The sequence below is a fragment of the Brevundimonas sp. FV1ye29L genome (assembly GCF_058681095.1).
This window is the reverse complement of record NZ_CM178730.1, coordinates 996,741-1,022,021: the sequence shown is the minus strand read 5'-3', so window position 1 is coordinate 1,022,021 and position 25,281 is coordinate 996,741. Positions and strand designations below refer to the sequence as shown.

Genomic DNA, 25,281 nt, shown 5'->3' with positions numbered 1-25,281 from the left:
ATCGTCACGCGCCTCCCGGATCGGACACGGACAGGGGCCGGGCGCCGAGGGCCAGAACGGCGGCGCGGAACGCCTCGCCCCGCGCCTCGAAGTCCGGATACTGGTCGAAGGAGGCGCAGGCGGGCGACAGGAGAACGACCTGCTCGCCCCCGGCGGTCGCGGCGTCGCGCGCGGCGGCGGCCACGGCGGCCTCCATGGTTCCGCAGACGATATAGGACGTATCGCCCAGCGTCGTGGCGAAATCCTCCGCCGCCTCGCCGATCAGATAGGCCCTGGCCACCCGTCCAAACAGGTCGCGCAACTCCTCGATGCCGCCGTCCTTGGCCCGGCCCCCGGCGATCCAGAAGCTGGTCGGATAGCTGAGCAGGGCCTGCCGCGCCGCGTCGGCATTGGTCGCCTTGGAGTCATTGACGAACCGGACGGAGCCGATGTGACCGACTGTCTCCATCCGGTGGGCCAGACCGGGGAAGGACATCAGGCCGGCCACGGCGTCCTCGTGCCCGACGCCCAGGGCGCGGGCGGCGGCATAGGCAAAGGCGGCGTTCTGGGCGTTGTGGCGGCCGGGGAGGGAGCGGGCCGGGGTCAGGTCGACAAGAGGGCTATCTTCGCTGGGCCACGTCTCGAGAAGCATCGACTTTGCGACTTCGAAAAGGGTCCGATCATGAGCCCAAAGGACGGATTTCGCGTCCTCCATGACCGGGGGACCATGGTCTCGCGTGGAGACCGCTGTGACATCGCGCTTCTGGAACGTCGCCAGATCGCGAGCGATCGCCTCACCCCAGCCCTCGTCAACGCCCACCAAGGCCAGACTCCCGACCGGTTGGCTCTGAAATAGCCGTCGCTTCGCCGCGACATAGCCCCCCATCCCGCCATGCCGATCCAGATGGTCGGGCGAGACATTGGTCAGGATCGCCACGTCGGGCGCGAAGGTCGTCGTCAGGTCCAGCTGATAGCTCGAGACCTCGATGACATAGACGGCGTCCGGCGTCGGTTTCGGCAGGGCCAGGACCCCGATGCCGATATTGCCGCCGACATGGACGGTCAGCCCGGCCTGTTTCAGCACCCAGCCGATCAGGGCCGTGGTCGTGGACTTGCCGTTGGTGCCGGTGATGGCGACGACCTTCGGCCGCTCCGGGTCCGGCAGGGCGGCAAGGGCGCGGGCGAACAGTTCGATGTCGCCGATCACCTCGACGTCAGCCGCCCGGGCCTTGTCCACGGTCCAGTGCGGACGCGGATGGGTCAGCGGCGCGCCGGGGGACAGGACCAGGGCCGCAAAGCCCGACCAGTCGGCCGTGGTCAGGTCCTCGACTATGAAACCCTCGGCCCCCGCCTGCATCCGGCCCGAGACGCCGTCGTCCCACAGGATCGGGATGGCGCCCCCGGCCTGAAGCGCACGCGCGGCCGTGATCCCCGAACGTCCCAGGCCGAAGACCGCGACGCGTCTGCCTTCGAAACCGGGAACCGGGATCATCGACCCCATCCCCCCACGCCGTCACCCTCGGGCTTGACCCGAGGGCCGGGCGCGCGGGCGCCTTGCGTCGAGTGGGGCGCACCGCCCTGGGCGCACCGACCCGCACGACATCCGATCCTCGGGTCAAGCCCGAGGATGACGGTCAAAGGGAGTGAATACGGTCCGGTCAACGCAGTTTCAGGGTGGACAGCCCGACCAGGGCCAGGGCCGCCGCGATGATCCAGAAGCGGATCACCACTGTCGATTCCGGCCAGCCCAGCTTCTCGAAATGGTGGTGGACGGGGGCCATCAGGAAGATGCGCTTCTTCGTCAGCTTGTAGTAGCCGACCTGGATCATCACCGAGGCCGCCTCGGCCACGAACAGGCCGCCGACGATGCCCAGCACCAGTTCGTGCTTGGTCGTGACGGCGATGGCGCCCAGGGCCCCGCCGAGCGCCAGCGAGCCGGTGTCGCCCATGAAGATCTTGGCCGGGGGGGCGTTGTACCAGAGGAAGCCCGCCCCGCCGCCGATCATGGCGGCGCAGAAGATGGCCAGCTCGCCCGCGCCCGGCACATGGTGGACGACCAGATATTCCGAGAAGATGAAGTTGCCGACGAGGTAGGCGATCACCCCGAAGGCCGCCGCCGCCATCATCACCGGCACGATGGCCAGACCGTCCAGACCGTCCGTCAGGTTTACGGCGTTGGAGAAGCCCACGATCGTGAAGGCGGCGAAGATCACATAGAACCAGCCGATATTGAGCAGCACATTCTTGAAGAAGGGGAAGGCGATCGAGGTCTCCAGCCCCGGCGAGGTCGGCGAATAGGTCATCCAGACCACCGTCATCACGCCCGCCGCCACGGCCACGACCACCTGGGCCACAAGCTTCTGTTTCGAGGTCAGTCCGGCCGAGGTCTGTTTGGTCACCTTGGCGTAGTCGTCGACAAAGCCCAGCACCCCGAAGGCCGCCGTCACAAAGCTGACGATCCAGATATAGGGGTTGGTCAGGTCGCCCCACAGCAGCACGGCCACGCCTATGCCCGCCAGGATCATCAGCCCGCCCATGGTCGGGGTGCCGACCTTGGACAGGTGCGAAACCGGCCCGTCGTCGCGGATCGGCTGGCCCCGGCCCTGTTTGGCGCGGATCCAGTTGATGAACCGGCTGCCCATGGCCACGGCCACGATCATGGCGGTCGCCATCGCCAGCGCGACCCGCACCGTCTGGTACTGGATCAGGTGCAGCAGCGGATAGTCCTTCGCCACATCGGCGAAGTGGAGATAGAGCAGATAGAACATCTAGACGGCCCCCTGCGCCGTTTGATCCAGAGCCGCCAGCGCCCGGGCGACGAGTGCGGCCCGGGAGCCGTTCGACCCCTTGACCATGACGATATCCCCCGGCCCCGCCAGCTCGGCGGCGCGGGTAGCCAGTTCAGCGGCCGTGGGCGCCCAGAGACCCCGCCGCGACGCCGGCAGGGCGTCGTACAGCAGGCGCATCTGCGGGCCCGCGGCGTGGACGACGTCCAGACCGGCCGCGTCGATGGTCTCGGCCAGGCCGATGTGCAGGGCTTCGGACTGGTCGCCCAGTTCCAGCATGTCGGACAGGACGACGACACGGCGGCCGCCCGACGCGACGGGCCGGGCCCCGAGGCTCAGGAAGCCCGCCCGCATCGACAGCGGATTGGCGTTGTAGCTCTCGTCAATCAGGGTGAAGGCGCCGCCCGCGGCCCGCACCTGCCGGATTTCGCCCCGTCCCGCCAGCGGTTCGAAATGCGCCAGGGCGTCCAGGGCCGTCTCGACCGGCACGTCCAGGGCATCCAGCATCAGGATGACCGCGAGGCTGTTCAGTCCCCAGTGGAAGCCGGACTGCCGCAGGGTGAACACATGGGTCCGGCCCCAGATCTCCGCCGTAACCCGTGCGCCCTTCCCATCCATATCCGCCGGCCCGGGCTGGAAGTCGATCAGCCGCGCGTCGTGACCCGGACCCGAGCCGAACTGGGCGATACGGGCCCCGACATGCAGGGCGGCCTCGCGCAGCACGTCGACCCAGACGTTGTCGCCATTGATGACGGCGACCCCGCCCGGCCCGAGCCCCTGGAAGATGGCCGCCTTCTCCCGCGCCACCCCGGTCTCGCCGTCAGAGAAACCCTCGATATGGACGGGGCCGACGGTGGTCACGCAGGCCGCATGCGGCTGGACCAGACGCGACAGCGGCCCGATCTCTCCGGGCGCATTCATGCCGATCTCGAACACCGCGCGCTGGACGGAGGCCGGCATCCGCGCCAGGGTCAGGGGCACGCCGATATGGTTGTTATAGCTCTTGATCGAGGCGTGGGCGGGACCGGCCAGATCGAGCCCGGCCTTGATGGCCTGGGTCACGCTGGTCTTGCCGACGCTGCCGGTGACGGCGCCGCGCCGGACCTGGGGCGCGCGATCGCGGGCGGCGGCGCCCAGACGCTCCAGAGCCCTCAGCGTATCGTCGACGACAATACAGGGTCCGCCGTCGACCGGCCGCTCCACCAGGGCGCCGGACGCCCCTGCGGCAAAGGCGGCCGCTGCGAAGTCATGGCCGTCACGCGCCCCCTGCAGGGCCAGAAACAGGTCGCCCGGTTCGATCTCGCGGCTGTTGTAGGTGACGCCGGCGACGTCAAACACGCCGCCCTCGACCCGGCCGCCGGTGGCCAGGGCGATGTCGGTCGCTGTCCAGAGCGGGGCGGCCGCCGGAGCGACGGGCGGAATCGGCGAGAGATCAGGCATTCCGGCTCAGGGCTTCAGCGGCGACGGCGGCGTCGTCGAAGGGATATACAGTCCCGCCGACGATCTGACCCTGTTCATGCCCTTTTCCGGCGATCACCACCACATCGCCCGTGCGCATCATCCGGATGGCCTCGCCGATCGCCGCCTCCCGGTCGCCGATCTCCAGCCCTTCGGGACAGCCCTCGCGCACCTGGGCGCGGATGACGGCCGGGTCCTCGGAACGGGGATTGTCGTCGGTGATGATCGCGACGTCGGCCAGCCGGCCGGCGATGGCGCCCATCAGCGGCCGTTTGCCGCGATCACGGTCGCCGCCTGCGCCGAACACCACGATCAGCCGCCCGGTCGCATGGGGACGCAGGGCGTTCAGCACCGTTTCCAGTCCATCGGGCGTATGGGCGTAGTCGACATAGACCTCGCCGCCGGCCGCCTTCGGGCCGCCACCGTCGATCCGCTGCATACGGCCCTGGGCCCCGGTGATGCTCTCCAGCGCCGGCAGGACGCGGTCCGCGCTGTCGCCGGCCGCGATGCAGAGGCCCGCCGCCACCAGCGCATTGGCCGCCTGGAAGGCGCCGGCCAGAGGCAGCAGCACCTCATGCCGGACGCCGCGCACGTCCAGGGTCAATCTCTGGCCTTCCGGGGTCGCCCGCCGCTCGATCAGGGCCAGGTCGCGGCCGCGCTCGCCCACGCCCATAATGCCCAGACCGGACATGATCCCGGCTGATGCGAAGGCGGAATAGGCATCGGAATCGGCATTCAGCACCGCCGTCCGGCCACGCGGCAACAGGGTCTCGAACAGTCTCAGCTTGGCGGCGCGATAGTCGTCCATCGTGCCGTGATAGTCGAGATGATCCTGGGTCAGGTTGGTGAAGCCCGCCGCCTTCAGCGTCACCCCGTCCAGCCGTCTCTGGTCGATTCCGTGCGAGGACGCCTCCAGCGCCAGATGCGTCACGTTCTTGCGCGCCAGTTCGGCCAGCAACCGGGCGGCGTCGCCGGCGTCGGGACTGGTCAGGCCCGGTCCCGTCAGGGCGTAGGTCCGGTCGCCCTTCTGACCGACGACGCCGAGAGTGCCCATACTGGCCGACTTGTGGCCGATGGCGGCCCAGATCTGGCGACAGAAGGCGGCCACCGAGGTCTTGCCGTTGGTGCCGGTCACCGCCACGCAGGTCGCGGGCTGGGCGCCGTAGAAGCCGCGCGCCGCGACCGCATAGGCCCGGCGAACGTCGCCCGAGGTCACCAGCACCGGCGCAGCGCCCGCCGGGGTATCGGTCGGCGCCAGCACAGCCGCCGCGCCCTGGGCCAGGGCCTGGGGAATGAAGGCCCGGCCATCGGCGGTGGTTCCGGGCAGGGCCACAAACAGGGCGCCCGGCGCGACCTTGCGGCTGTCGGCCGTCACCCCGGTAATCACCGGATCGTACATGACGTCCCGACGCAGAAGATCAGACAGTTTGACGGCTGGCAGGGCGCTCATCGTCCGTCGCCCTCGACGTCTTCAAAGCGGGCGACCCGGTCGCCGAGAGCTGTCCGCCAGGGGTCGGCGCGACGCTGGACATTCAGGAACGGCGCGATGCGATCAGCGATACGCCCGACGGCCGGCGCCGCGACGAAACCGCCGGTGCGGGGATAGGCCCCCGGCTCGTCGATCAGGATGAGGATGCCGTAGCGCTGGGCGTCTGCGGGTCCGTCGGCCGGAAAGATGGCGGCGAAACTGCCGACCGCGTGGCTGGCGTCATAGCGGCCGTTGACCAGTTTGTTGGCCGATCCCGTCTTGCCCCCGACCCGCAGGCCCGCCGCCTCGGCGCGACTGCCCGAGCCGGTGACGACATTGCGCCGCATCAGTTCCAGCATGGTCAGCGACGTCTCGGGCGAGACCGTCTGCCGGGGCTGCGCATTGACCGCCCCGCCCTTGCGAAGGCTGAGCGGCATATAGCGTCCGCCGTTGGCGATGGCGTTCATGGCTGCGGCCATCTGGGCGGGTGTAACCGAGGCGCCATAGCCGAACGAGAGCGACGCCAGGGTGGTGTCGGACCAGTCGCGCGGCCGGATCGGGCGGGCCGATTCCTTCAGTTCGATCGGCGCCGCCTCCAGAAGGCCGAAGCGGCCCAGATAGTCGCGCATGACGTCGCCGCCCATGCCGACGGCCAGGCGCGAGGTGCCGATGTTGGACGAATGGAGATAGACCTCTTCCAGCGACAGGACGCGATTGGTGGCGTGGAAATCCCTGATCCGCCGTTTGCCGATCATATAGGCGGCGGAGGCGTCCAGCATGGTGTTCATATCCGCCCGGCCGGTATCGACAGCGGCGGCGATGGTGAAGGTCTTGAACACCGACCCCATCTCATACACCGCCGACACGGCCAGGTTGCGCGGGTTGGAGGCGGGCCATGAGGCCATGCCCAGCACCTCGCCGGTGCGGGCGTCGGTGACGATGCCGACCGCGCCCTTGGCCCTGTTGGTTTCAGCGGCTGCGGCCAGTTCGTTCTCGAGGACGCCCTGGATGCGCATGTCGATGGACAGGGGGAAGTCCTGGCCGGCCTGACCCGCCGCCCGGATCTGCGCATTGAAGGCCAGCTCGGCGCCCGACAGACCCTCGCCGCCGCTGTCGGCCACCCCGATCAACTGGTTGGACAGGCCGGTCAGCGGATAGACGCGCCGGTCTTCAGGCTCAAAGGAGACGCCGCCCAGCGCCAGATCGTGAACGGCGGCGCGTTCGGCCGGGGTCAGGCCCGGCATAACGATCAGCCGGCGCTCGCCAAAGATCACCTTCCTCAGTCTTTCGAGCGGGACACGGGGCAGGGCGTAGCGGATCTGGTCAAACGCCGCGCGCCGGTCCCAGACTTCGGCGGGATCGATATAGAGGCCGTAGTGGGTGATGTTGGTCGCCAGCAGGGCGCCGTTGCGGTCCACCAGATCGGCGCGAACGAGAGCATCCGGATTGCCCGTCGCCCCTGCCGCGCCGCGAGGTGCGAACAGGGCGGCATGCACCGCTCCGACGGCCAGACCCGCGAAAACCAGTGAAAACAGGGCGAGCAACAGGACGATCCGCACCCGGGTGTCCTCCTCGGGCCGACCGTCGGCCCGGGCGCGCTCGAAGGCGTGTTCGATCCACCAGACCAGCGACCCGAACCAGCGAAGACCCGGAGACAGGGCGGAGGCCAGCGGCGGCCGCGCCCCGGGGGCCGGACGATAGCCGAGGCGATGGTCCTGCACGCTCATTGCGGAGCCTCGACAGCCGGGGGCGACGACGCGGGAGCGACCGTCGGAGCGGCGGCGGGCGCCGGCCTCAGCCCCGCCAGTTCAGTTTCTGTCGCCTGACGATGCACATCGACAGGCTCGAGCCCCACCGAGCGGGACAGGGTTTCCAGCCGGCCGGGCTGCTCCAGCCGCGCAATCTCGGCGCGCAACAGGCGCACCCGCTGACGATGTTCGGCGATCTCGCTTTCAATCGCGGCAATCCGCCGGTTCTCGCGATCCGCAGCCGCCTTGGCGACATAGACCGACAGCACCAGCACAGCCACCAGGACGACGCCGAAAATGTCGATCCAGCGGATGCCGTGAATCTTCCAGTTCAGCAGTCGATGCAGGCCGGAGCGGGCGATGTAGAGAGCGGCGGTCATGCGGCCATCACCCCCTCGATCCTTCCCCAGGCCGGGGCGTCAGTGCGCACGCCGACGCGCAGACGGGCGGAGCGGGCGCGGGGATTGGCGGCCAGTTCCGCCTCTCCGGCCTCACGCGCCCCCTTGAACGCAAGGGCGAAACTGGGCTTGCGGGTTTCGATGGCGACGGGCGCGTGTCGCGAACCGCCCGGCGTATTGCCGGTTCGTTCCGTGAAGAAGGCCTTCACGATCCGGTCCTCCAGCGAATGGAAGGTGACCACCGCCAGCCGACCACCGGGGGACAGGGCCGCCTCGGCCGCCGCCAGCCCGGCGCGCAGCTCGCCCAGTTCGTCGTTCACGGCGATGCGCAGGGCCTGAAAGGTGCGGGTGGCCGGATGGGTTGGAGCCCCGCGTCGGCCGCCCAGCGCCTTTTCCACCACCTCGGCCAGATCCAGCGTCCGCTCGAACGGCCGCTCCAGCCGGCGACGCAGGATGGCGGTGGCGATCCGGCCCGACTGCCGTTCCTCGCCATACAGTTTGATCAGCCAGGCCAGCGGGCCGTGCTCGTAGGTGTTGACGATGTCGGCCGCCGTCAGCCCCTCGTCGCCCATCCGCATGTTCAGCGGCCCGTCGCGCATGAACGAAAAGCCGCGCTCGGCCTGATCCAGCTGCATGGACGAGACGCCGATGTCGAACACGGCGCCGTCCAGCCGCGCCCTGCCGCTTGCAGCGAAGGCCTCGGCCAGGCCCGAAAAGGGGGTGCGGACCAGGGTGAACCGGCCCGGAAAGTCGGCCGAAACCGCGTCTGCGTGCGGCTGGACCGTCGGATCGCGGTCTAGGGCGATGACCTCCGCCCCGGCCTCGAGGATTGCACGGCTGTAGCCGCCGGCGCCGAAGGTGGCGTCGACGATGACATCGCCGGGCGAGGGCGACAGGGCCTCGATCACCTCGGCGAGCAGGACGGGGGCGTGCGGACCGCTCATACGGCCCCTCCCGAAACCGGGGGTGGCGACTTCATCACCCGACCGGCCAGCGAACGGCTGCCCGGGCGGCGGGCGATCCAGGCGGCGCGGCTCCAGATGCGGAATTTCTCGCCCATGCCGATGATGACGACCTCATCGCCCAGACCGGCGTCCTGGCACAGGCTGGCCGGCAGGGTGATGCGCCCGCCCCCGTCATAGGCCAGGACGCGCTGGCCCCCGTACAGGACCTCCTCCAGCGCCGTGCGTTCGTCGCTTCCAAAGGGCAGGGCCTGAATGCGGGCGACATATTCGGCCATCAGGGCCTCGCCCCCGGCCTCCAGGCAGTCGTCGGTGGCGGACAGCAGACAGAAGACCCCGGTCTCCGCGCCATTGGCAGCCGTCCGGAACTCCTCGGGAATCTGAAGACGGCGCTTGCCGTCCAGTTGTTTCTCATAGGTTCCGAGAAACACGCCCTGCCCCATCGAGCCCTGGGGCCCGTCCCTGAAATCCCGTCACGCCGAGAGATTCGACGCCCATCCCCACACCACATTGATGGGATAACATGGGACGTAATGGGCCTCAATGGGACTGATTGACGGAATTTAACCATGTTCCGCAGGTGTTCCGACTCCACCGGCCGCATCCGGCAAGAACATACACAGAACATGAACGCCAGATAGACTGCAGCTGATCCTGGCTGAACAGGGTAAGCAGGGGATTAACGAAGGGAATCAATCGCCTGGATGCAGGCCAGAGCACCGGCATTCCCGGGGCGCCCGACGCCCCCGAAAACCGCCTGTGGACATGAAAAAAAGGGTCAGACGGCCTGTAAGCCGGGTTCTGTTCCGCATCCGGAGATGCGGCGACGATCATTCCTCTGGACCGGCCCTCGCGGGACGGTTCTCGCGACCTACCCGGACGCCTGGGGCGGTGAGCCCTGCAGCCCGAAGACTGCGCGACGTCCCTATTTGGTCTTGCTCCAGGCGGGGCTTGCCCTGCCATCGACGTTGCCGCCGATGCGGTGGGCTCTTACCCCACCCTTTCACCCTTCCCCCCCTCGAAAGGGAGGAGGTTTGCTTTCTGTGGCGCTTTCCCTCGGGTCGCCCCGGGCGGAAGTTATCCGCCGCCTTTTCACCGTGGAGCCCGGACTTTCCTCGACAGGAGCAAGCCCCTGCCGCGACCGCCCGGCCGTCTGACGGGGCGGTTAGTGAGGCAGACCAGCCGGGTCGTCAACCGGAGGTGTGAAGGCTGGACGAGATCGTGGTAAGATGTGGCGATGACCCAGCCCCTTTTCCAAGCCCTCACGAACCCGGCCGAAACGCCGGACCCGGCAGAGGTCCGACGGCTTTGGGAGCGCGACCGTATCGCCGAGGGCGATGCTGACATAGCAGCAGGCCGCGTGATTGCAGGAGATGAGGCGCTCGACTGGCTGGACAAATGGGCCGCAGGCGATGAACTGGAAGACCCGGCTATCGTCTAGATGCCCGACTATGTCGTCGTCTTTTCCGCGAGATCAAGGCGCGATCTGAACGCCATTAGACGATGGTTGAGCCAGCCGGGGAGTGGATCAAGAGCCCGGTTGAAAATCGCGCGGATCAGTCGCGCCCTGGCCGAACTGCGGTACACGCCGACCCGCTGGCCAGTCGGCCGGCACGAAGGCGTTCGAGAGCATGTCGTCGAGGGGCACGTCATCGCCTATCGCGTCGACGTATCGGCCCTGGAGGTCCGCATTGTGCGCGTCTTTGCGCCGTTTCAGGACCGGTCGGTAGTCTAGTTCAGCACGCCCGTGACGCTTTCGGCCGTCGCCAATTGCAGCACCCCCATCAGGGTCGCACGGGTCTCGCCGTCGGCCACCCCGTCGACGCGTGACGGCCGCCAGTGGCGCTGGAAGGCGCGGACCACCGCGACCAGTTCTTCGTCATAGCCGCCGGCCGGCGTCAGGCCGTAGCCCAGCCGATGCAGGCCTGAACGCAGGACCAGAACGCCCAGCCCCTCGTCGCCCTTCTGAAGCAGGGCGCCCAGCGCCGCGATCCGCTCGGGGGCCGGTTCAAACCACAGGCCGTGCCCGGCCGCCGCCAGCCGTTTCCACGGAAACCGCTCGCCCGGGTCCTCCTTGCGGTCGGGCGCGAGATCGGAGTGGGCGATGATGCGGGCGTCGGGGATCGACCAGCGGCTGCGGATGTCGGCGACCAGATCGATCACCGCCGCGATCTGGGCCTCCGGGAAGTCGCGATAGCCGAACTCGTGGCCCGGATTGACGATCTCTATGCCGATGGAGGCGGCGTTGCAGTCCGTCTCGCCCTGCCAGACCCCGCGTCCTGCATGCCAGGCGCGCCGCTCCTCGGGCGCCAGCCGCAGGATCGTTCCGTCCTCGTCGACGACATAGTGGGCCGAGACCCCGGCCGCAGGATCCTGCAGCCGGGCGATGGCCTCGGCGGCGGTCTTCATGCCGGTATAGTGCAGCACCAGCATGTCAGGCGGGCCGCGCCGGGCGTCAAAATTGGGCGAGGGCGCCTCGATGACAGGGAGCATGGTCCGGCCTCAGCGGCCCGCCCTCAACGGCCGGATCGATCCCAGCCATAGGCGACCCAGGTGTCGCCCACCTTGCGCGCCTCGATGACGTCTCCGGTCGTATCGCCGGCCCGGCGGGCCTTGCCCCCGACCTGACGACGGGCGCGCAGGGCGAAGCCGGCAAAGAACAGCAGGACGCTGGCGCACAGGGCGAAGACGGCCACAGCGGCGGCGGTGAAGACCGCCAGAACGGCGCCCACGGCCAGGGCGACGACGGTCGCGACCAGACCGGCCAGCGACACCAGCGGCGTCATCCAGCCCCAGGTCCGGCGACGTCCATGGACGCCCAATGCGGCGGCGGCGTTCATCAGAGGGTCGTGGGTCATCGACATCCCTTCATCGGCGCCCGGACCCGGACGCCTGACCGACAATGTCGGTCCATCTACATGAACCGTCAATGTACGAGCCGGTCAAACGCGAGTGTTCGCGGCCGGGCGCGACATTTTCGCTCAATCCAGGGGCCGATCCGCCAGCACCACCGCGCCGCTGCTGCGCATCCGGTCCGCCTCGACCGCCCCGGTCAGGGCCCGCGCGCGGGGGTCGGCCATCACGCCTCCCAGCCTCACCAGCACCTGGGCCGCCTCGCCGGAGACGCCGAAGGCGGAGGACAGGGCCTCCCACGGCGATTCCGGCGTCGGATAGCGTTTGAACCGCACCGAACTCCCCGTCGGGATCTTCGCCAGCTCGCGCGCCTTGGTGACGGCCTCCGTCACGCCGCCCAGTTGATCGACCAGCCCCAGCGTCAGGCCCTGCGCCCCGGTCCAGACCCGACCCCGCGCGATCTCTCGCACCCGGTCGGCGGGCAGGCGACGGCCGGTCGAAACACGGGTGATGAAGTCGTCATAGGTCCGGTCCATGGAGGCCGAGAAGGCCGCGCGCTGCGCCGGGGTAAAGGCCTCGCTCGGTGAAAAGGCAGAGGCATAGTCGCCGCCGACGGTCAGACCGCGCATATCGACCCCGAACCGCCCCAGCGCGTCCGCCAGCACGAACTTGCCGCCGAACACCCCGATCGAGCCTGTCAGGGTCGAGGGCTGGGCCACGATCCAGTCGGCCTCGGAACTGATCCAGTAACCGCCCGAGGCCGCATAGGCGCCCATGGACACCACCACTGGCTTGCCCGCCGCCCGCGCCGCGCGCACGGCGGCCAGGATTTGCTCGGACGCCTCGGGCGAACCGCCCGGCGAGGAGACGCGGAAGACAATGGCCTTCACATCCCTGTCCTTGATGGCGTCATAGAGGGCCTCGGCCGTGTCGTCCGACTTGATAGAGGATCCGCCGCCGAACCCGCCCTGGCCCGTGCCGGTGGTGATCGCCCCCTCCCCGCCGACGATGGCGATGGCGTCGCGGCCGGAGCCGGTGCGCTCGCCCTGGGCCGAGGCATAGTCGTCGAACTCCACGATCTTCGCGCCCTTGCCCGCGCGGGTGAGGGCCGCGTTCTCGGCCTCTTCCACCTGGCCGATCCGGTCGATCAGCTTCGCCGTCAGCGCCTGCTGGGCCGAATAGGGGCCGGCTTCGATGACGGCCTTCAATGCGGCCGGCGTCGTCTTGCGGTCGGCCGCCGCATTGTTGATGGCGCTGTCATAGATAGAGGTCATCCAGGCCGTCATCGCCTCGCGATGCGGCTCTGTGAAATCGCTCCGGGTATATTGGTTGACCGCGTTCTTGTACTCGTAGCGCTGCTCGAACTCGGCTTGAACGCCATATTTGTCGAACGCGCGGCCCAGGAAGATCTCGTCGGTCGAGAAGCCTGCGGCCTGGAAGCTGGCGGTGTTCTGCATCCAGAGTTCGCTGGCCGAGGCCCCGACCATATAGGCGGAGATGACCGTGCCGATGGGCATGAAACCCTGGGAATGGGCGATGACGGCCTTGTTCGCCCCCTTGAAGCGGATGACCGCCTGGCGGATCTCGTCGGCGGCGGCGGGCGTCAGCCCCGTTTCAGGCAGGCGCAGCAGCAACACCTTGACCGACCGGTCCTTCTCGGCCTGGGCCAGGGTGTCGACGATCTGCATGACCGACAGGCTGGAGCCGCCGAAGGCCGCGAACGGATTGGCCGGAGCCTGGTCCGTCAGTCCCTCGCGCAGATCCAGTTCCAGCACCGCGTTGGCGGGGGTCGTCGGCTTCGACGAGGCGGCGCCGGCCGCCATCATGATCAGCACGACCGGCACGACCACCAGGAACAGGATCAGGCCGGTAAAGACGCCCAGAACCGTCAGAAAGAACTGTTTCATCGAGACAAGTCTGTCCGTCATCCGGCCGTCAGCGACCGGGCGCGACCATAGCGGTCCAACCCTCACCGTCAAATGAAGGTCTGGACAGGTCGTCGGTATTGACGCCGGATAACGACGTTTTTGCTGCGGCGCGGCAGCGCGATTGATACAGGAGACAGAAATCCCTATATCAGCCGCCTGCGAGCGGGGGCCTATCGCCCCGCGTCATGACTGGACCGCACCTGCCATGCTGGTCACCCTGATGAAGGCCAAGCTGCACCGCGCGACGGTGACCCAGGCCGATCTCGACTACGAGGGCTCGATCGCCATCGACCGCGACCTGCTGGATGCGGCGGGCATTTTTCCGCACGAACAGGTCGATGTCCTGAACATCACCAATGGCGCGCGGTTCACCACCTACGCCATCGAGGCCCCGCGCGGTTCTAAGGTCATCGGCGTCAACGGCGCCGCCGCACGCCTGGTCCAGAAGAACGACAAGGTGATCGTCGTCACCTACGGCCAGCTGCCGGAAGAGGAAGCCCGTCAGTGGAACCCCACCGTCGTGCTGCTCGAAGACGACAACCGGATCAAACGCGCGGCTTGATCCGCCTCTCCTCCCTGTCGCGCAGCGATGGGGAGGTGGATCGGCGCGCTTGCGCCGAGACGGAGGGGTTCTTTCCCCTTACGGCCGGCGGGGATGTGTCAAGAACCCCTCCACCGCTTCGCGGTCCCCCTCCCCATTCGCCAAGCGGCGAACAGGGAGGAGATGCTGCCTCACCGCCCGATGTCGTAAACGCCCGTCACATCGATCTTCACCGACAGCTCGCCGCCCGAGACCGGGGTCGAGTCGGCCTCCATCGCCCCGGCGCGCAGGGCATACATCGGCATCGGCGGTTGCGGCGCATAGCCCCCGCCCTCGTTCAGGCTGCGGATGCCGCCAAGCTGGACGCCCAGGGCCTCGGCATAGAGCTGCGCCCTGGCCTGGAGCGCCCGCACGGCCAGACGCCGCGCCTCGTTCTCGGCGGTCGAGGGATCCTTCAGACCAAAGGCCACGCCATCGATCTGGTTGACGCCGGCCGCCACCACGGCGTCCACCGTCGATCCGACCCTGGTCAGGTCCATGACCCGTACGGTGACGCGGTTGGAGGCCTGGTAGGCGCGCAGTTTCGGCGGCTGGTTCTCCTGATAGTCATACTGGGCCTGCAGGTTCAGCCCCGAGGTCTGGATGTCGCGCTCGGCCACGCCGGCGCGGCGCAGGGCGGCGGAGACCTCGTTCATCCGCGTCGCATTCTGCGCCATGGCCTCACGCGCCGTCGGCGCCTCGGTCAGCACGCCAAAGGTGACGGTCGCCATGTCGGGCGCCACGCGCACCTCGCCGGTGGCGGCCAGATTGAGCGAGGGCTGGGTCTGGATCATCTGGATGGTGCTCGAAACGGGGGTCTGCTGGAGGGCCCCCTGCGGTGAGGTCCGGGCCGAGGCGGCCGTCGCCGTCAGGGCGGTCGAGGCCATCAGGGCGGCGCCGAGGGCCAGAAGGCGGAAAGTCGGTGCGGAAAGCGTGCGGGTCATGGGTTTCCTCTGGAACGAAGCCCAGCGGTCATATGGCCGCCGGGCATGGCCTAACCTTGGCCGATACACCCTGAACGCCACGCCGACGCTTTCGCTCAGTTTTCATTCATCGCCATGAATTCGCGGCAAGGGTCCGGGCGGCTTTGCAGCCCGCCCGCCACCTGCTAACCCCACGCCTCACCACACCCCGCGCGTCTTTGGGGGCGAGTAGCTCAATGGTTAGAGCCGACCGCTCATAACGGTCTGGTTGGGGGTTCGAGTCCCTCCTCGCCTACCACCCCCATAATTTTTGTGTGTGAATACAACAGGCTTAGGCGGGATTGTCTAACCGGTTAGACAGTGGCTGTTCCCTTTTCGGTCTCGACGAGCTTGGACATGCCCTTGTCGGCCAGCAGGGATTGGTCTGCGTCGCGGGTATAGGTCTCGGCCTCAGTCAGGGTCGAGTGACCGAGGATGGCCGCGATTTCCTTGGTCGTGCACCCGGCCTCAGCGAGGCGACGGCCTGCCGCCTTACGCAGGCCGTGGGGCGTTCGGCTGGGCACCCCGGCGAGGATGGCGCGCTCGACGAACCACTGGGTGAACCCGGCGGCGGTGAACGCGCGGCCGTACTGGGTTTGGAGAAAGGTCAGGCCGGTTGTCGGCAGCTCGGCCTTGAGCTTCGGATGGATCGGGATGCGGATGCGCTTGCCGCCCTTGGCCTGTACGACACTAATCCGGTCATGGCCCTCGGCGTCGCGGCTGAGATGCTGGCGACCCATGGTAACGACGTCGGATCGACGGACGGCGGTGTAGAGCAACAGTGACAGGGCCAGCCGCTCGCGAGTGCCGGGCTTCCAGTGCGTCTCGAACCGCCGGATCTCGTCCTCGGTCCAGGGGATGAATCCGCCGGTTTTCTTGCGCTTAGCCTCGGAGTCGCGGACCGGGTTGTTCGGTCGCCAGCCCAGGCGGACAGCGAGGCGAAACACACGGCTGAGACGGCGACGCAGGTTGACGGCGGCGCCGGGTGTCGCGGCCATGCCGTGGAAGATGGCGTCAAAGTGAACCGTTTGGATCGAGGCGGCTCCCCGGTCGCCGAATCTGGTGCGGAAGCGATCCAGGATGTTGCGATAGTTGGCCTGGGTTGTGGCCTTCAGGTCCAGAAACTCGCGCGAGCGATAGTATTCGATGATTAGGGCGTTGATCGAATGCGGCTGGACGCGGTCGGCTGGTTCAGCGGCGGGCCTGGGCGTGCGAGCCTCAGCCTCGGCATAGGCGGCCATGAATTCGGCGGATCCCGGGGCGCCGGGCAGAGTGACGGACGCGAACCCGCATCGCCGGTAGTAGTGGCGCAGCCGGCCATGCCGGTCCTTGTACGCCTTAACATAAGCCAGCTCGATCTTCGCCAAGGGGTTCGCCAGGTTCGTCATGACGCGGGCAGGACGTCGTCCCATTCGTTCGGCCCGCCAAGGGTCGGCACCTTAAGCACGGCGGGCTCGCCCAGCAAAAGCCGGAAGCCGCCCTCGGGCGGGAAGTCGACGGCGGCCACCGGCTTACCAGCAGACTCAATAGCGCGGACCGCCCGCTTGATGTCAGCCTGGGTGAAACGCGTTGACGCCGTGTTCCTGGGCAAGGCGCGTCGGCGTACGCCATCGTTTGCGGCGTTGGGAACATCGTCCAGTGAGGGTTGAGGAGGGGCCATACCTTTTAGCTATGACATCCCAGCAGATGTTCTCGGGTGCCGCGCCCTAGGACGCGAGGGCCCGACAAGTTCGGTGCAATATCATACCGTAGATACGTGGCAGGACGGGCACCGGCTGGCCGGGGGTCGGACAGACGACGACGACCGTCGGCGAGCTGGTGGCGGTCTTACGATGGTGACCGGAGCCCGCAACGCCGCTTTCGCCCGAACGATGTGAAACAGCGCGTCTGATTGTCATATCTGGATCTCCATAGGCCCATCACGGCCATGGAGAAGTAAATGAAAACTGACGCAGAAAATTTTATGGCCGATGTGATTGGCCAATCCGCCAATACTCAAGGTTACGCGTGGATCATGCCCGGACTGGCGGGCGACACTAAGAAGGAAACATTCAGATTTCCAGCCGATTTGTTTTCGGACATCTACGACGAGCTAGTGGAGTTCAGCAAAACGAGCCGGGTTTGGATCGGCCTTACCCCTCTTTCGGAAGCCTACGACAGACCCAAATGGACTCGCCCATCGGCGAAGGATGCGGTGCACTTCTTTGGATTCTTCCAGGACATCGACGTGAAGGATGAGCATGGAGTCGCTCATGCTCAGTCGGAGCTGCCAGCTACGTACCAAGAGGCAATCGCTTTCGTCGATGGTTTGCCGATGCAGCCGACTTGGTTGATCGACAGCGGCCACGGCTTGCACGCCTATTGGGTGGTCAAGAAATCGGTCTTTGCTAGCGACAACGACAGACAATCTGACGTGACCCCCTGAAACTCCTCCAGGAATAGCTAGAGTCCGCCCCTCGAAAGGACGGACAGATGAAGCGATCACGGTTCACGGAAGAGCAGATCATCGGGATCCTGCGTGAGCAGGAGGCGGGCGTTGCGACGGCAGAGGTCTGCCGGCGTCACGGTGTCAGCTCGGCGACCTTCTACAAGTGGAAGGCCAAGTTCGGCGGCATGGACGTGTCGGAGGCCCGGCGTCTGAAGGCGCTGGAGGACGAGAACACCAAGCTGAAGCGGATGCTGGCGGACGCGATGCTCGACAACGTCGCGCTGAAGGACCTGCTTGGAAAAAAGTGGTGACGCCCGCTGCGCATCGAGAAGCGGCGGCGCATCTGCAGTCGTTCTACGAGATGAGCGAGCGGCGGGCGTGCCGGGTGCTGGGCACCGATCGGGCAAGCGTGCGGTATCAGGCCACGCGGCCGGATGACGGCGTCCTGCGGGATCGATTGAAGGCCTTGGCGCAGGAGCGCCGGAGGTTCGGCTATCGACGTCTGCACGTGATGCTTCGACGCGAGGGCCATGCGGTGAACCGCAAGCGGGTCCAGAGGATCTATCGGGAGGAGAGGTTGACGGTGCGCAGGCGCGGCGGCCGAAAGCGGGCCATGGGCACGCGACGTCCGCTGGAAACGCCGTTGGTTGCCAACCAACGCTGGTCGCTAGACTTCGTGTCCGACCAGCTCACCGACGGCAGGCGCTTCCGCATCCTGACGGTGATCGACAACTGCACCCGCGAGTGCCTGGCGCTGGTGGCCGATACCTCGCTGTCGGGCGCACGGGTCGCGCGTGAGCTAGACATCATCATCCAGCAGCGCGGGCGTCCGGAGACCATCGTCAGCGACAACGGCACGGAGTTAACCTCGAACGCCATACTGGCCTGGGCTGACGATGCGGCGGTCGGCTGGCATTACATCGCGCCGGGCAAGCCCCAGCAGAACGGCTTCAACGAGAGCTTCAACGGCCGCCTACGCGACGAGCTGTTGAACGAGACGCTGTTCCGCTCCCTGCCGCATGCCCGGGTCGTGCTGGAAGCCTGGCGGCGCGACTACAACGAAACCCGGCCTCACTCGAAGCTGGGGTGGCTGACGCCGCAGGCCTACGCCGATGCGCTCACCGGACAGATCGGCCGGCCTGCTGCGCGAGTTGAAAGCTGCGCAGACCGGCCTCTTGCCAACCCCACCAACCCCGGCTCAGATCAACCCAGAACTCTCGTTATGGCTGGATGAGAAACGGGGGTCACGTCAAGTTCCGGGGAGGGGCTCGCAATCGGTCGTTTTGGATACACCATCCGGCAGCTTACGTTCGGAGTGTCTGAAGTGGGGGTTTGCGAGATTCGCGAGGCAGTCACACTGCACGTCCAGCGCATCGCCAAGCCTCAAGCTCATCTGCACTCGTCAGGTCAAGCTTGCTCAAGGCGTCCACGAGCGCGTTGGTCATGTCTTCCATGACCATCCTCCATTGCGCCGACCGAGTTCGATCTAGTCATCAGCCACGTGTAAGGGCAACAGAATGTTCTGTCTTCGTTCTCGTTTTCAACAGGGAAGGTGAGCGGTGATATCCAAAGCTCTGTCCCCTCATATTGAGGACAGACAATTGAAGGGTCGGCTGATTATGTCGCTGTACTGATGTGAGCCTATAAAATCGCTCACCTTGGTGGTGTTGAGATCAACGATCGCTCGAACTGCAGAGGCTCTATAGTTAGACGCTTCATCGGGTGTGATGATTGAGGACTGTGCTGCGGGGTCTCCTGTCGTTCGTCTTCGATCTACCGCCCACCGGGACGTGTGTTCGCGCAATGGTTAGCAAGAATATAGGTGCCGCATGGATGAGCAAGAATTGGGTCTTTCGCGTAGAGACGTACTCGGGGGCGCAGCCGCCGTCGCCGTCGCTATCGCGGCGACAGCCGCACGTGCAGAGCCCGGGAAGAAGCCGAACGTCGTCTTTATTCTGGCTGATGATCTTGGGGCCTTCGATCTGTCTTGTTATGGTCGGCCCGACTATGAAACACCCAACATCGACAGCCTTGCGCGGGACGGGCTAAAGTTCAAACTTGGGTACGCCAACTCCAGTTCGTGTGCGCCGACGCGGACCGCGCTGCTATCCGGAAGGTACCAAAATCGCTTTTTGGTCGGCTCTGGGGAAGGCGGGGGCTACCCGAGTGACGTTATAGGCTACTCCGGCGAACTTCCCTCTCTGCCGAAAATGTTCAAGGGCGCGGGGTACCGAACGGCGCTGTTTGGCAAGTGGGATCTCGGCGAACTGCCGACCTACAGTCCCAACAAGGCGGGCTACGACCAGTTCTTCGGCGTCATGGGCGGCTATTCCGACTATTGGGAACACGATCAGGCGGATCTGTCCGGCGTCCGCAAAGCGGATCTGTACGAAAATGAGAACCCCGTGCAGGTCGAGGGCTACGCGACCGACCTATTCACCGATCACGCGTGCCGCTTCATCGACGACAATGCAGACCTGCCGTTCTTCATATCATTGCACTATACTGCGCCACACTGGCCTTGGCAGAGCCGCACCGCTCGCGGAACGCCCAGAATAAGCGATGTCCATTTCGACGGCGGCTCGCCCGCCGTTTTTGCAGACATGATGCGCGCCATGGATGACGGGGTCGGTCGCGTGTTGCAGACAATCCGCAAACACGGACTGACGCAGGACACGATCCTGGTCTTCACATCGGACAATGGCGGCGAACGCTTCTCGATGATGTGGCCTCTGCGTGGCGAAAAGGGCGACTTGTGGGAGGGCGGCGTGCGCACACCGCTTCTGGTAAGCTGGCCAGGACACATCGCGGCGGGCACCGAAAGCGGTCAGGTCGCCATGTCGATGGATTTCTTGCCGACACTGGCGGCATTGGCTGGCGTTCAACCCGACGGATCGGTGCCGCTCGATGGCATTGACCTTTCGGCCCATTTTCTAGGTGCGTCGGCAGTCGAACGAACCGTTTTTTGGACCACGCCGGGCGAAAAGCTTTCGGCGCTGACCTATCCATGGAAATACCTCAGGCTGCACAATCGGGAATATCTCTATGATCTGGACGACGACCCGACCGAGCACGCCAACCTGAAACTTCAACACCCGGAAATCTTTGCCCGATTGAAGGGGGAAGCCGAAGCATGGTCCGCACAGATGCTTGCCCCCCTTCCCGGGCTGCCTGACGGGTTGATTGACGCCCTCGAGGCGCTTGATCCCCTCCCACCTCTCAAGCCCTAAACTTAGACGTATAATCAGAAGAGCACGGTCGGCGAGTGCGATGGCGGACGGGAAAACGGTCGTGCATCTAACGTAGCGGGTGGCGGCGCGCCGCCAGTTTTTGAACCTGCCGACCATGATCTCGATGTGGATTCGACTTTTGTATCGACGCCTATGGCAGCGGACAGCCGCGCTCCGGGATTTTCGATCGGGGACGCGTGAAGTGATCGCCTTGGCCTGCAACGGGTTCCTAAACCCGTCCGCCTCATAGCCCCGGTCGCTCAGCAGCCACTGCGCCTGTCGGCAGGCTGGCCGACAGGGCGGCCGCGCCGGTTTGGTCGCTGATCTGGCCCGCTGTTATTGACAAGCTGATCGCGCGCCCGGTCGCGTCGGTCACGGCGTGCAGCTTGGTGTTCATGCCGCCGTTGGTTCGTCCGATGAGCCGCCCAGGGCCCCTTTTTAACACCAGTCTCGAAGCTGTGCGGTGCGCCTTCAGAAGGGTCGCGTGGGTTATCACGGTGCAGCGTTCGGCGTTGGCGTTGGTCAAGCGCTGCAACACGCTGAGCAAGACGCGGGTCTCGCTCCAGCCGTTCCAGCGATGTATTGGATTTAATGTGGGCCGTAGGCCGCCGACGCTTGGCACCATTAAAACCCGTTACGGTTCACGAGTGATCACGCTCAGAACCCGGCGATCGTCTATGTTCGGTCTGTCGTAGCCTTGAGTTTCTAGGTCGGATAACTACCAAGGCGCCAAAAAACGCCCGACCCTGAAAACAGAGCCGGGCGCTGCAGTTGTTAGGACAGGAAGGTCGCCGTCTGTGACGGCGAGGGTCGCCCTAGTATTTGAATGACAAAACTAGGGAGATGGTGCGCGGCCGTTCAGAGACCGCTGTGTAACTGCCGGGTCCCACGAAGGGGGTCGGGAAGGCGAAGACCGACCGGTTCTCATTCGTAAGATTGCGGCCAGATAACCTCAGCGAATAGCCAGCAGCGAACTCCAATCCCACCGAGGCGTCATATTTGGTGATGCTGTCCGACGGCGGCGGGAAGTTCGGATCTTGCTGACGGGTCTGGCCGGATTCATAGAAGACGCCGCCGTTGACGCTCAGGCTGACATTGCTCGTCAGCGGATGGTCGTAGCTGGCGGAGACCGAACCGCTCCAAAGCGGTGCGTTGGGGATCGCCCCGCCGGTGATCGTGTCGGATGTCTCGGCGTAGGTGTTGCTCCACTCAACTCTGACGCCCGGCGCGAAGACCGGTCGCCAGATGACCTGAGACTCGACTCCTTCTGATTTCAGGTCGGTATTCCCTATAATGAAGGTCGTTCCGTTAAACGTCACGAGTTGATAGTCGGTGACTTCGGTCGAAAAAGCCGTCGCATTTGCGATCAAAGACCGATCGCCGGTTTGGTAGCGGATGCCCAGTTCCGCTGTCTGAGCGACTTCGGGCAGATACTCGGACTGATCCAGCAGGCCTGCGCTGCTGGCGAAGCCCCCGCTTTTGGTGCCTTGGGCCCAGGCGGCATAGATCATCATATCGTCGGAAATCTTGTATCGCAGGTTGACCAGGCCATCCACTGCGGACTCTGACCGGGACAACGTAAAGGGGGCATAGGCAGGGAACGCCGGCGTAAACGCGCCCGGCGTCAGGACGACACGGGACAGATCCGCGTCCTTGTCTTCCGAGGTGTACCTCAAGCCGCCGGACAGTGTGAGTTGGTCCAGAATGTGGAAGTCCGCCTGACCAAAGACTGACCAGGCCTTGGTCTTCTGATCGACCGAGTTCACGAACCGGGTCGCGCCTAGGGGGGCGGGATAGGTAATATTCCAGTCATCCGTCTGGGCGTAGTCGTTGCCGCCCACCCAAACGCCGGCGACATAGGTAAGGCGCCTGTCGCTGGGCGAGGTCAGCCGAACCTCCTGACTGTAACCCGAGGTGTCCGTGGGAACGGTGTAAAGAAAATAGTCGCCAGGCAGGTAGTCAACGCCAGCGGCAGACAAACCTGAGGTTTCTGACCACGCCGTTTGGCTTGTAAGCAGATATTCTCCGAGGCTCCAGTTCGCTGTAAGCGAAGCGCGCTGGATGTTATCACGATCAAAATAGCCGTGGGGGATGCGGCTGTCGCTATTCGAGTTTTCACGGTCCAGGTTCGCAACGAAGCTTGGAAATCCCGCCAATGCGGCAAGGCCGTTGACGCCGCCGTTGGCTTGCACGATCTCTGCGGCTAGGCCTTTGAGGTCAACGTTCTGCCTTTCATAGACCAGGGTCGCATCGAAATCGGGTGATGGGGTCCAGGCGAAAGTGATCCTCCCCGCTTTGCGCGTTCCTCCTCCGACGTCCTCGTTGATGGCAACATTTCGAACCCACCCGCCCTCGTCGTCGTAAATACCGGCCACTCGCATCGACAGAGTGTCAGTGAGAGGAACCGAAACGCCACCGGTAAGCGTCGTCGATCCCACCTCGAACTCGCGCGTCAATGAGATGTTTGCTGCGAGCCTATCGCCCGGCTTGCGGGTGATGAGGTTAACGGCGCCAAGACTGGTGTTCTTGCCCAGCAAAGACCCTTGCGAACCACGCACGACCTCGATGCGCTCGACGTCGAATAGAGCAGTCGAAAACTCCCTGGTGCGGGGCAGGTAGACGCCGTTGATGAAAAAGGCGACGGAGCTCTCGAAAGTGCCCGGACCGCCCGACGTTCCGAGGCCTCGCAGGGTCACATTGGAGTTGAGGGCCGCTGGCGCCCGCTCGATAACCAGACCTGGGGACACGCGGGGAAGATCGAGAACGCTCGTCACGCCCGCGTTTTCGATCGCTTCGGCGGTCGCCACGCTGACCGACATCGGCGTATTTTGAAGGGTCTCCGGGCGAAGCCGTGCCGTGACGACGATGTCATCAACGTTCGCAGTGTCTTGCGATTCTGCTGGGACTGCTGATGCCTGTGCAGCGGCGGTTGAGGCCGCAGAGAGAGCGGCGAGGACCGCCACGGAAGCTCCGAGTCTGAGACGATTGATCATGGTGTTTCCCCTAAGTTTGATCGCTGTTTTTCAGCGTTGTTGTTGCAGACGTAATCCGCTGCTAGGCCAGTGGCGGCGGTGGTTCCCGCCAGCCAGCTTTCAGACAAGCGGGTCCGAGAAAATGTCAGGGCTAACCACCTGTGTCTGTCCTCTTAGGAAGAGGACAAGCCGACATCGAAACTGAGACCAGACCAACCGCCGCGATCGGGGGTAGAAGGTTGTCTGTCCCCCTCAATGCGACAGAGCGGTCCGAGGATTCCGGACTAGATGCACAGCCGCCGGATGCTTATGTCTTGCGACGCTTAGGTCTAATCGGGGGCGCAGCCATGGGTGTTGGAATCACCGCGAGCGCGGTCCGCACCCGCGGTGCCTTCACGGTCCCCTTCGACCGGAATGTTTGGGTCGGGATGCGGGGTCGATTAGGAATAGCGGCTTATTCGCAACCGCGACCCACGTCCGATAAGGACACTTGTTATCCTATCTCGGCCTCGCTGTTCGGCTCGTTCGTCAGGGTTGTGCCAGCGATGATGGCAGATGGATGATCGGCGCGCGGCGCGAACGTGGGTTGGTCGCCCAGCCATCCTAGCGCGCCGATCAGCGCGAACAGGTCGATGCCATCAAGATCAGATCGGGCCGCTCCCTTGGCCTGTGCAAGGTGAAGGAGCCGTGCGCCTGCTAAACGCAAGTTGGTTCAGGAAGCATGAAGAGCGGAACCGGGGTCAGCCAGGGCGGCCGCCATTAGGTCCACAACGCCATTGTAGCTCCTTACAAAGGCCACCGCCTCACGAAGCCAAGACGCCAAGATGTCATCAGGTGAACTCGATGTTTCGAGCTCGGCGGCCTTCTGCGTCAGCTCGTCGAGTGTCGCGCGAAGCAGGGCCTCCAGCAGCGCCTCCCGAGTGGAGACTGACGATACAGCGTGGCCAGTCCGACCTCGGCCCTCAGTGCGCCATCGCGCAGCGACGCGTCGGCCCAATGCTCGGTGATCACCTCACGCGCGACGGCCAGCAGGGGGCTGTAGTTTTTTAGCGTCGGCTCGCATGTACCCTGATTGACTACGCGCTGCATCCTGCGCGAGGAAATGGGCAAGGTGCCCAACAAAATCCAACATGCTCGAGGTCTTTTGGCGCCAGTCGCGATAGTTCTATCGAAAGGGCGCGGGCGGGCCTTTGACGTCGCCGACTTCGTTGGACCGAGGCAGTGAGATCCAAAGGCACGGTGCGCTGCTCGGGGGCGGGTAATTTCGTCAAGGCTCATCCATCGTGGGTGTCTGTTCGATATCTACGACCACTTTGAAGGCTCATGGTCGCCCTGCACTTGGCCACGCCCTGAGTGGCGGACCCAGTCAATGAAGTCTGAAAGGCAGCACGTACATATCACGAGGTCGGCGCAGGTCGCACACCGGGACGCCACAACACCAACACACTGGAGCTATGGATGGGGTTCGTTGCTGACGCTATGGCGGCGCTGTAGTCATCGGCTTAGGGCGGTTGGCTTCGCCTGCTGCC

At 65.5% G+C, this 25,281-nt stretch carries 22 protein-coding genes, 1 tRNA gene, 1 other RNA gene and 1 pseudogene; 7 read left to right on the top strand and 18 right to left on the bottom strand.

The annotated features are described in order from the left end of the window. Nucleotides 1-4: 4 nt before the first annotated feature. From murD to rnpB, 9 genes are all read right to left on the bottom strand, one after another. Nucleotides 5-1,471 (bottom strand): UDP-N-acetylmuramoyl-L-alanine--D-glutamate ligase, encoded by a 1,467-nt coding sequence (gene murD / locus ACW17W_RS05035; protein ID WP_492079643.1) that lies wholly within the window; start codon nucleotides 1,469-1,471, stop codon nucleotides 5-7. 166 nt (nucleotides 1,472-1,637) lie between these two features. Next, nucleotides 1,638-2,747 carry a phospho-N-acetylmuramoyl-pentapeptide-transferase gene (gene mraY, locus ACW17W_RS05030; protein ID WP_492079642.1) on the bottom strand — a complete coding sequence of 370 codons (1,110 nt, stop codon included), beginning with the start codon at nucleotides 2,745-2,747 and terminating at the stop codon, nucleotides 1,638-1,640. Beyond that, a complete protein-coding gene (locus ACW17W_RS05025) occupies nucleotides 2,748-4,205 on the bottom strand; it encodes a UDP-N-acetylmuramoyl-tripeptide--D-alanyl-D-alanine ligase (RefSeq protein WP_492079641.1) in 1,458 nt (485 codons plus the stop codon). Next, nucleotides 4,198-5,673: a UDP-N-acetylmuramoyl-L-alanyl-D-glutamate--2,6-diaminopimelate ligase gene (locus tag ACW17W_RS05020; RefSeq protein WP_492079640.1), complete on the bottom strand. Its 1,476-nt coding sequence runs from the start codon at nucleotides 5,671-5,673 to the stop codon at nucleotides 4,198-4,200. Before ACW17W_RS05020 ends, ACW17W_RS05025 begins: the two co-directional genes overlap by 8 nt. Beyond that, nucleotides 5,670-7,418 (bottom strand): peptidoglycan D,D-transpeptidase FtsI family protein, encoded by a 1,749-nt coding sequence (locus tag ACW17W_RS05015; protein ID WP_492079639.1) that lies wholly within the window; start codon nucleotides 7,416-7,418, stop codon nucleotides 5,670-5,672. Before ACW17W_RS05015 ends, ACW17W_RS05020 begins: the two co-directional genes overlap by 4 nt. Beyond that, entirely contained in the window at nucleotides 7,415-7,819 is a 405-nt protein-coding gene (gene ftsL, locus ACW17W_RS05010; protein ID WP_492079638.1) for a cell division protein FtsL, read from the bottom strand. Before ftsL ends, ACW17W_RS05015 begins: the two co-directional genes overlap by 4 nt. Then, complete coding sequence (gene rsmH / locus ACW17W_RS05005; protein WP_492079637.1) at nucleotides 7,816-8,781, bottom strand: 16S rRNA (cytosine(1402)-N(4))-methyltransferase RsmH; 966 nt, start codon at nucleotides 8,779-8,781, stop codon at nucleotides 7,816-7,818. The genes ftsL and rsmH overlap by 4 nt, the downstream gene beginning before the upstream one ends. Beyond that, entirely contained in the window at nucleotides 8,778-9,230 is a 453-nt protein-coding gene (locus ACW17W_RS05000; RefSeq protein WP_492079636.1) for a division/cell wall cluster transcriptional repressor MraZ, read from the bottom strand. The genes rsmH and ACW17W_RS05000 overlap by 4 nt, the downstream gene beginning before the upstream one ends. Nucleotides 9,231-9,573: 343 nt before the next feature. Continuing rightward, an RNA gene (gene rnpB / locus ACW17W_RS04995) (RNase P RNA component class A) lies at nucleotides 9,574-9,956 on the bottom strand. 80 nt (nucleotides 9,957-10,036) lie between these two features. On the opposite strand from rnpB, the gene ACW17W_RS04990 reads away from it, so the two are divergent. Both ACW17W_RS04990 and ACW17W_RS04985 read left to right on the top strand, forming a co-directional pair. Next, nucleotides 10,037-10,240 (top strand): antitoxin, encoded by a 204-nt coding sequence (locus tag ACW17W_RS04990; protein ID WP_492079635.1) that lies wholly within the window; start codon nucleotides 10,037-10,039, stop codon nucleotides 10,238-10,240. Beyond that, on the top strand, nucleotides 10,241-10,534 hold the full coding sequence (locus ACW17W_RS04985; RefSeq protein ID WP_492079634.1) for a type II toxin-antitoxin system RelE/ParE family toxin: 294 nt from the start codon (nucleotides 10,241-10,243) through the stop codon (nucleotides 10,532-10,534). Here the strand turns inward: ACW17W_RS04985 and ACW17W_RS04980 are convergent. The 3 genes from ACW17W_RS04980 to sppA form a co-directional block, all read right to left on the bottom strand. Next, a complete protein-coding gene (locus ACW17W_RS04980) occupies nucleotides 10,531-11,292 on the bottom strand; it encodes an N-acetylmuramoyl-L-alanine amidase (protein WP_492079633.1) in 762 nt (253 codons plus the stop codon). The two genes, ACW17W_RS04985 and ACW17W_RS04980, sit on opposite strands and share 4 nt — an antisense overlap. Nucleotides 11,293-11,315: 23 nt before the next feature. Continuing rightward, complete coding sequence (locus ACW17W_RS04975) at nucleotides 11,316-11,657, bottom strand: hypothetical protein (RefSeq protein WP_492079632.1); 342 nt, start codon at nucleotides 11,655-11,657, stop codon at nucleotides 11,316-11,318. Nucleotides 11,658-11,780: 123 nt separating this feature from the next. Further along, nucleotides 11,781-13,559 (bottom strand): signal peptide peptidase SppA, encoded by a 1,779-nt coding sequence (gene sppA, locus ACW17W_RS04970; RefSeq protein WP_492080261.1) that lies wholly within the window; start codon nucleotides 13,557-13,559, stop codon nucleotides 11,781-11,783. Nucleotides 13,560-13,785: 226 nt separating this feature from the next. Here sppA and panD point away from each other — a divergent pair, with 226 nt between their 5' ends. Further along, the gene (gene panD, locus ACW17W_RS04965) at nucleotides 13,786-14,142 is read left to right on the top strand and encodes an aspartate 1-decarboxylase (RefSeq protein ID WP_492079631.1); all 357 of its coding nucleotides are present in this window, start codon (nucleotides 13,786-13,788) and stop codon (nucleotides 14,140-14,142) included. A 170-nt stretch (nucleotides 14,143-14,312) separates the two neighbouring features. Here panD and ACW17W_RS04960 read toward each other — a convergent pair whose 3' ends face one another. Further along, nucleotides 14,313-15,104, bottom strand: coding sequence for an SIMPL domain-containing protein (locus ACW17W_RS04960; RefSeq protein WP_492079630.1), 792 nt, complete (start codon nucleotides 15,102-15,104; stop codon nucleotides 14,313-14,315). Between the two features lie 201 nt (nucleotides 15,105-15,305). On the opposite strand from ACW17W_RS04960, the gene ACW17W_RS04955 reads away from it, so the two are divergent. Further along, a tRNA-Ile gene (locus ACW17W_RS04955) sits at nucleotides 15,306-15,381 on the top strand. A 55-nt stretch (nucleotides 15,382-15,436) separates the two neighbouring features. On the opposite strand, the gene ACW17W_RS04950 is transcribed toward ACW17W_RS04955, so the two are convergent. Further along, a complete protein-coding gene (locus ACW17W_RS04950) occupies nucleotides 15,437-16,489 on the bottom strand; it encodes a tyrosine-type recombinase/integrase (RefSeq protein ID WP_492079629.1) in 1,053 nt (350 codons plus the stop codon). Nucleotides 16,490-16,506: 17 nt separating this feature from the next. Then, entirely contained in the window at nucleotides 16,507-16,629 is a 123-nt protein-coding gene (locus ACW17W_RS04945) for a hypothetical protein (RefSeq protein ID WP_492079628.1), read from the bottom strand. A 432-nt stretch (nucleotides 16,630-17,061) separates the two neighbouring features. Between ACW17W_RS04945 and ACW17W_RS04940 the strand changes: the two genes are divergently transcribed. From ACW17W_RS04940 to ACW17W_RS04930, 3 genes are all read left to right on the top strand, one after another. Continuing rightward, nucleotides 17,062-17,547, top strand: coding sequence for a hypothetical protein (locus ACW17W_RS04940; protein ID WP_492079627.1), 486 nt, complete (start codon nucleotides 17,062-17,064; stop codon nucleotides 17,545-17,547). Between the two features lie 47 nt (nucleotides 17,548-17,594). Then, nucleotides 17,595-18,784, top strand: a protein-coding gene (locus ACW17W_RS04935) for an IS3 family transposase (protein ID WP_492076467.1) whose coding sequence is annotated in 2 segments (ribosomal slippage) — nucleotides 17,595-17,853 and nucleotides 17,853-18,784 — 1,191 coding nt in all. Because the reading frame shifts where the segments join, the coding sequence is not laid out codon by codon here. 595 nt (nucleotides 18,785-19,379) lie between these two features. Beyond that, the gene (locus tag ACW17W_RS04930; protein WP_492079626.1) at nucleotides 19,380-20,780 is read left to right on the top strand and encodes a sulfatase-like hydrolase/transferase; all 1,401 of its coding nucleotides are present in this window, start codon (nucleotides 19,380-19,382) and stop codon (nucleotides 20,778-20,780) included. A gap of 30 nt (nucleotides 20,781-20,810) precedes the next feature. On the opposite strand, the pseudogene ACW17W_RS04925 reads toward ACW17W_RS04930, so the two are convergent. From ACW17W_RS04925 to ACW17W_RS04915, 3 genes and pseudogenes are all read right to left on the bottom strand, one after another. Next, nucleotides 20,811-21,480 (bottom strand): annotated as a pseudogene (locus tag ACW17W_RS04925) (IS5 family transposase); the annotation flags it as partial. A 115-nt stretch (nucleotides 21,481-21,595) separates the two neighbouring features. Further along, the gene (locus ACW17W_RS04920; protein ID WP_492079625.1) at nucleotides 21,596-23,773 is read right to left on the bottom strand and encodes a TonB-dependent receptor; all 2,178 of its coding nucleotides are present in this window, start codon (nucleotides 23,771-23,773) and stop codon (nucleotides 21,596-21,598) included. Nucleotides 23,774-24,245: 472 nt separating this feature from the next. Continuing rightward, nucleotides 24,246-24,458 carry an SbtR family transcriptional regulator gene (locus ACW17W_RS04915; protein WP_492079624.1) on the bottom strand — a complete coding sequence of 71 codons (213 nt, stop codon included), beginning with the start codon at nucleotides 24,456-24,458 and terminating at the stop codon, nucleotides 24,246-24,248. Between the last annotated feature and the right edge of the window lie 823 nt (nucleotides 24,459-25,281).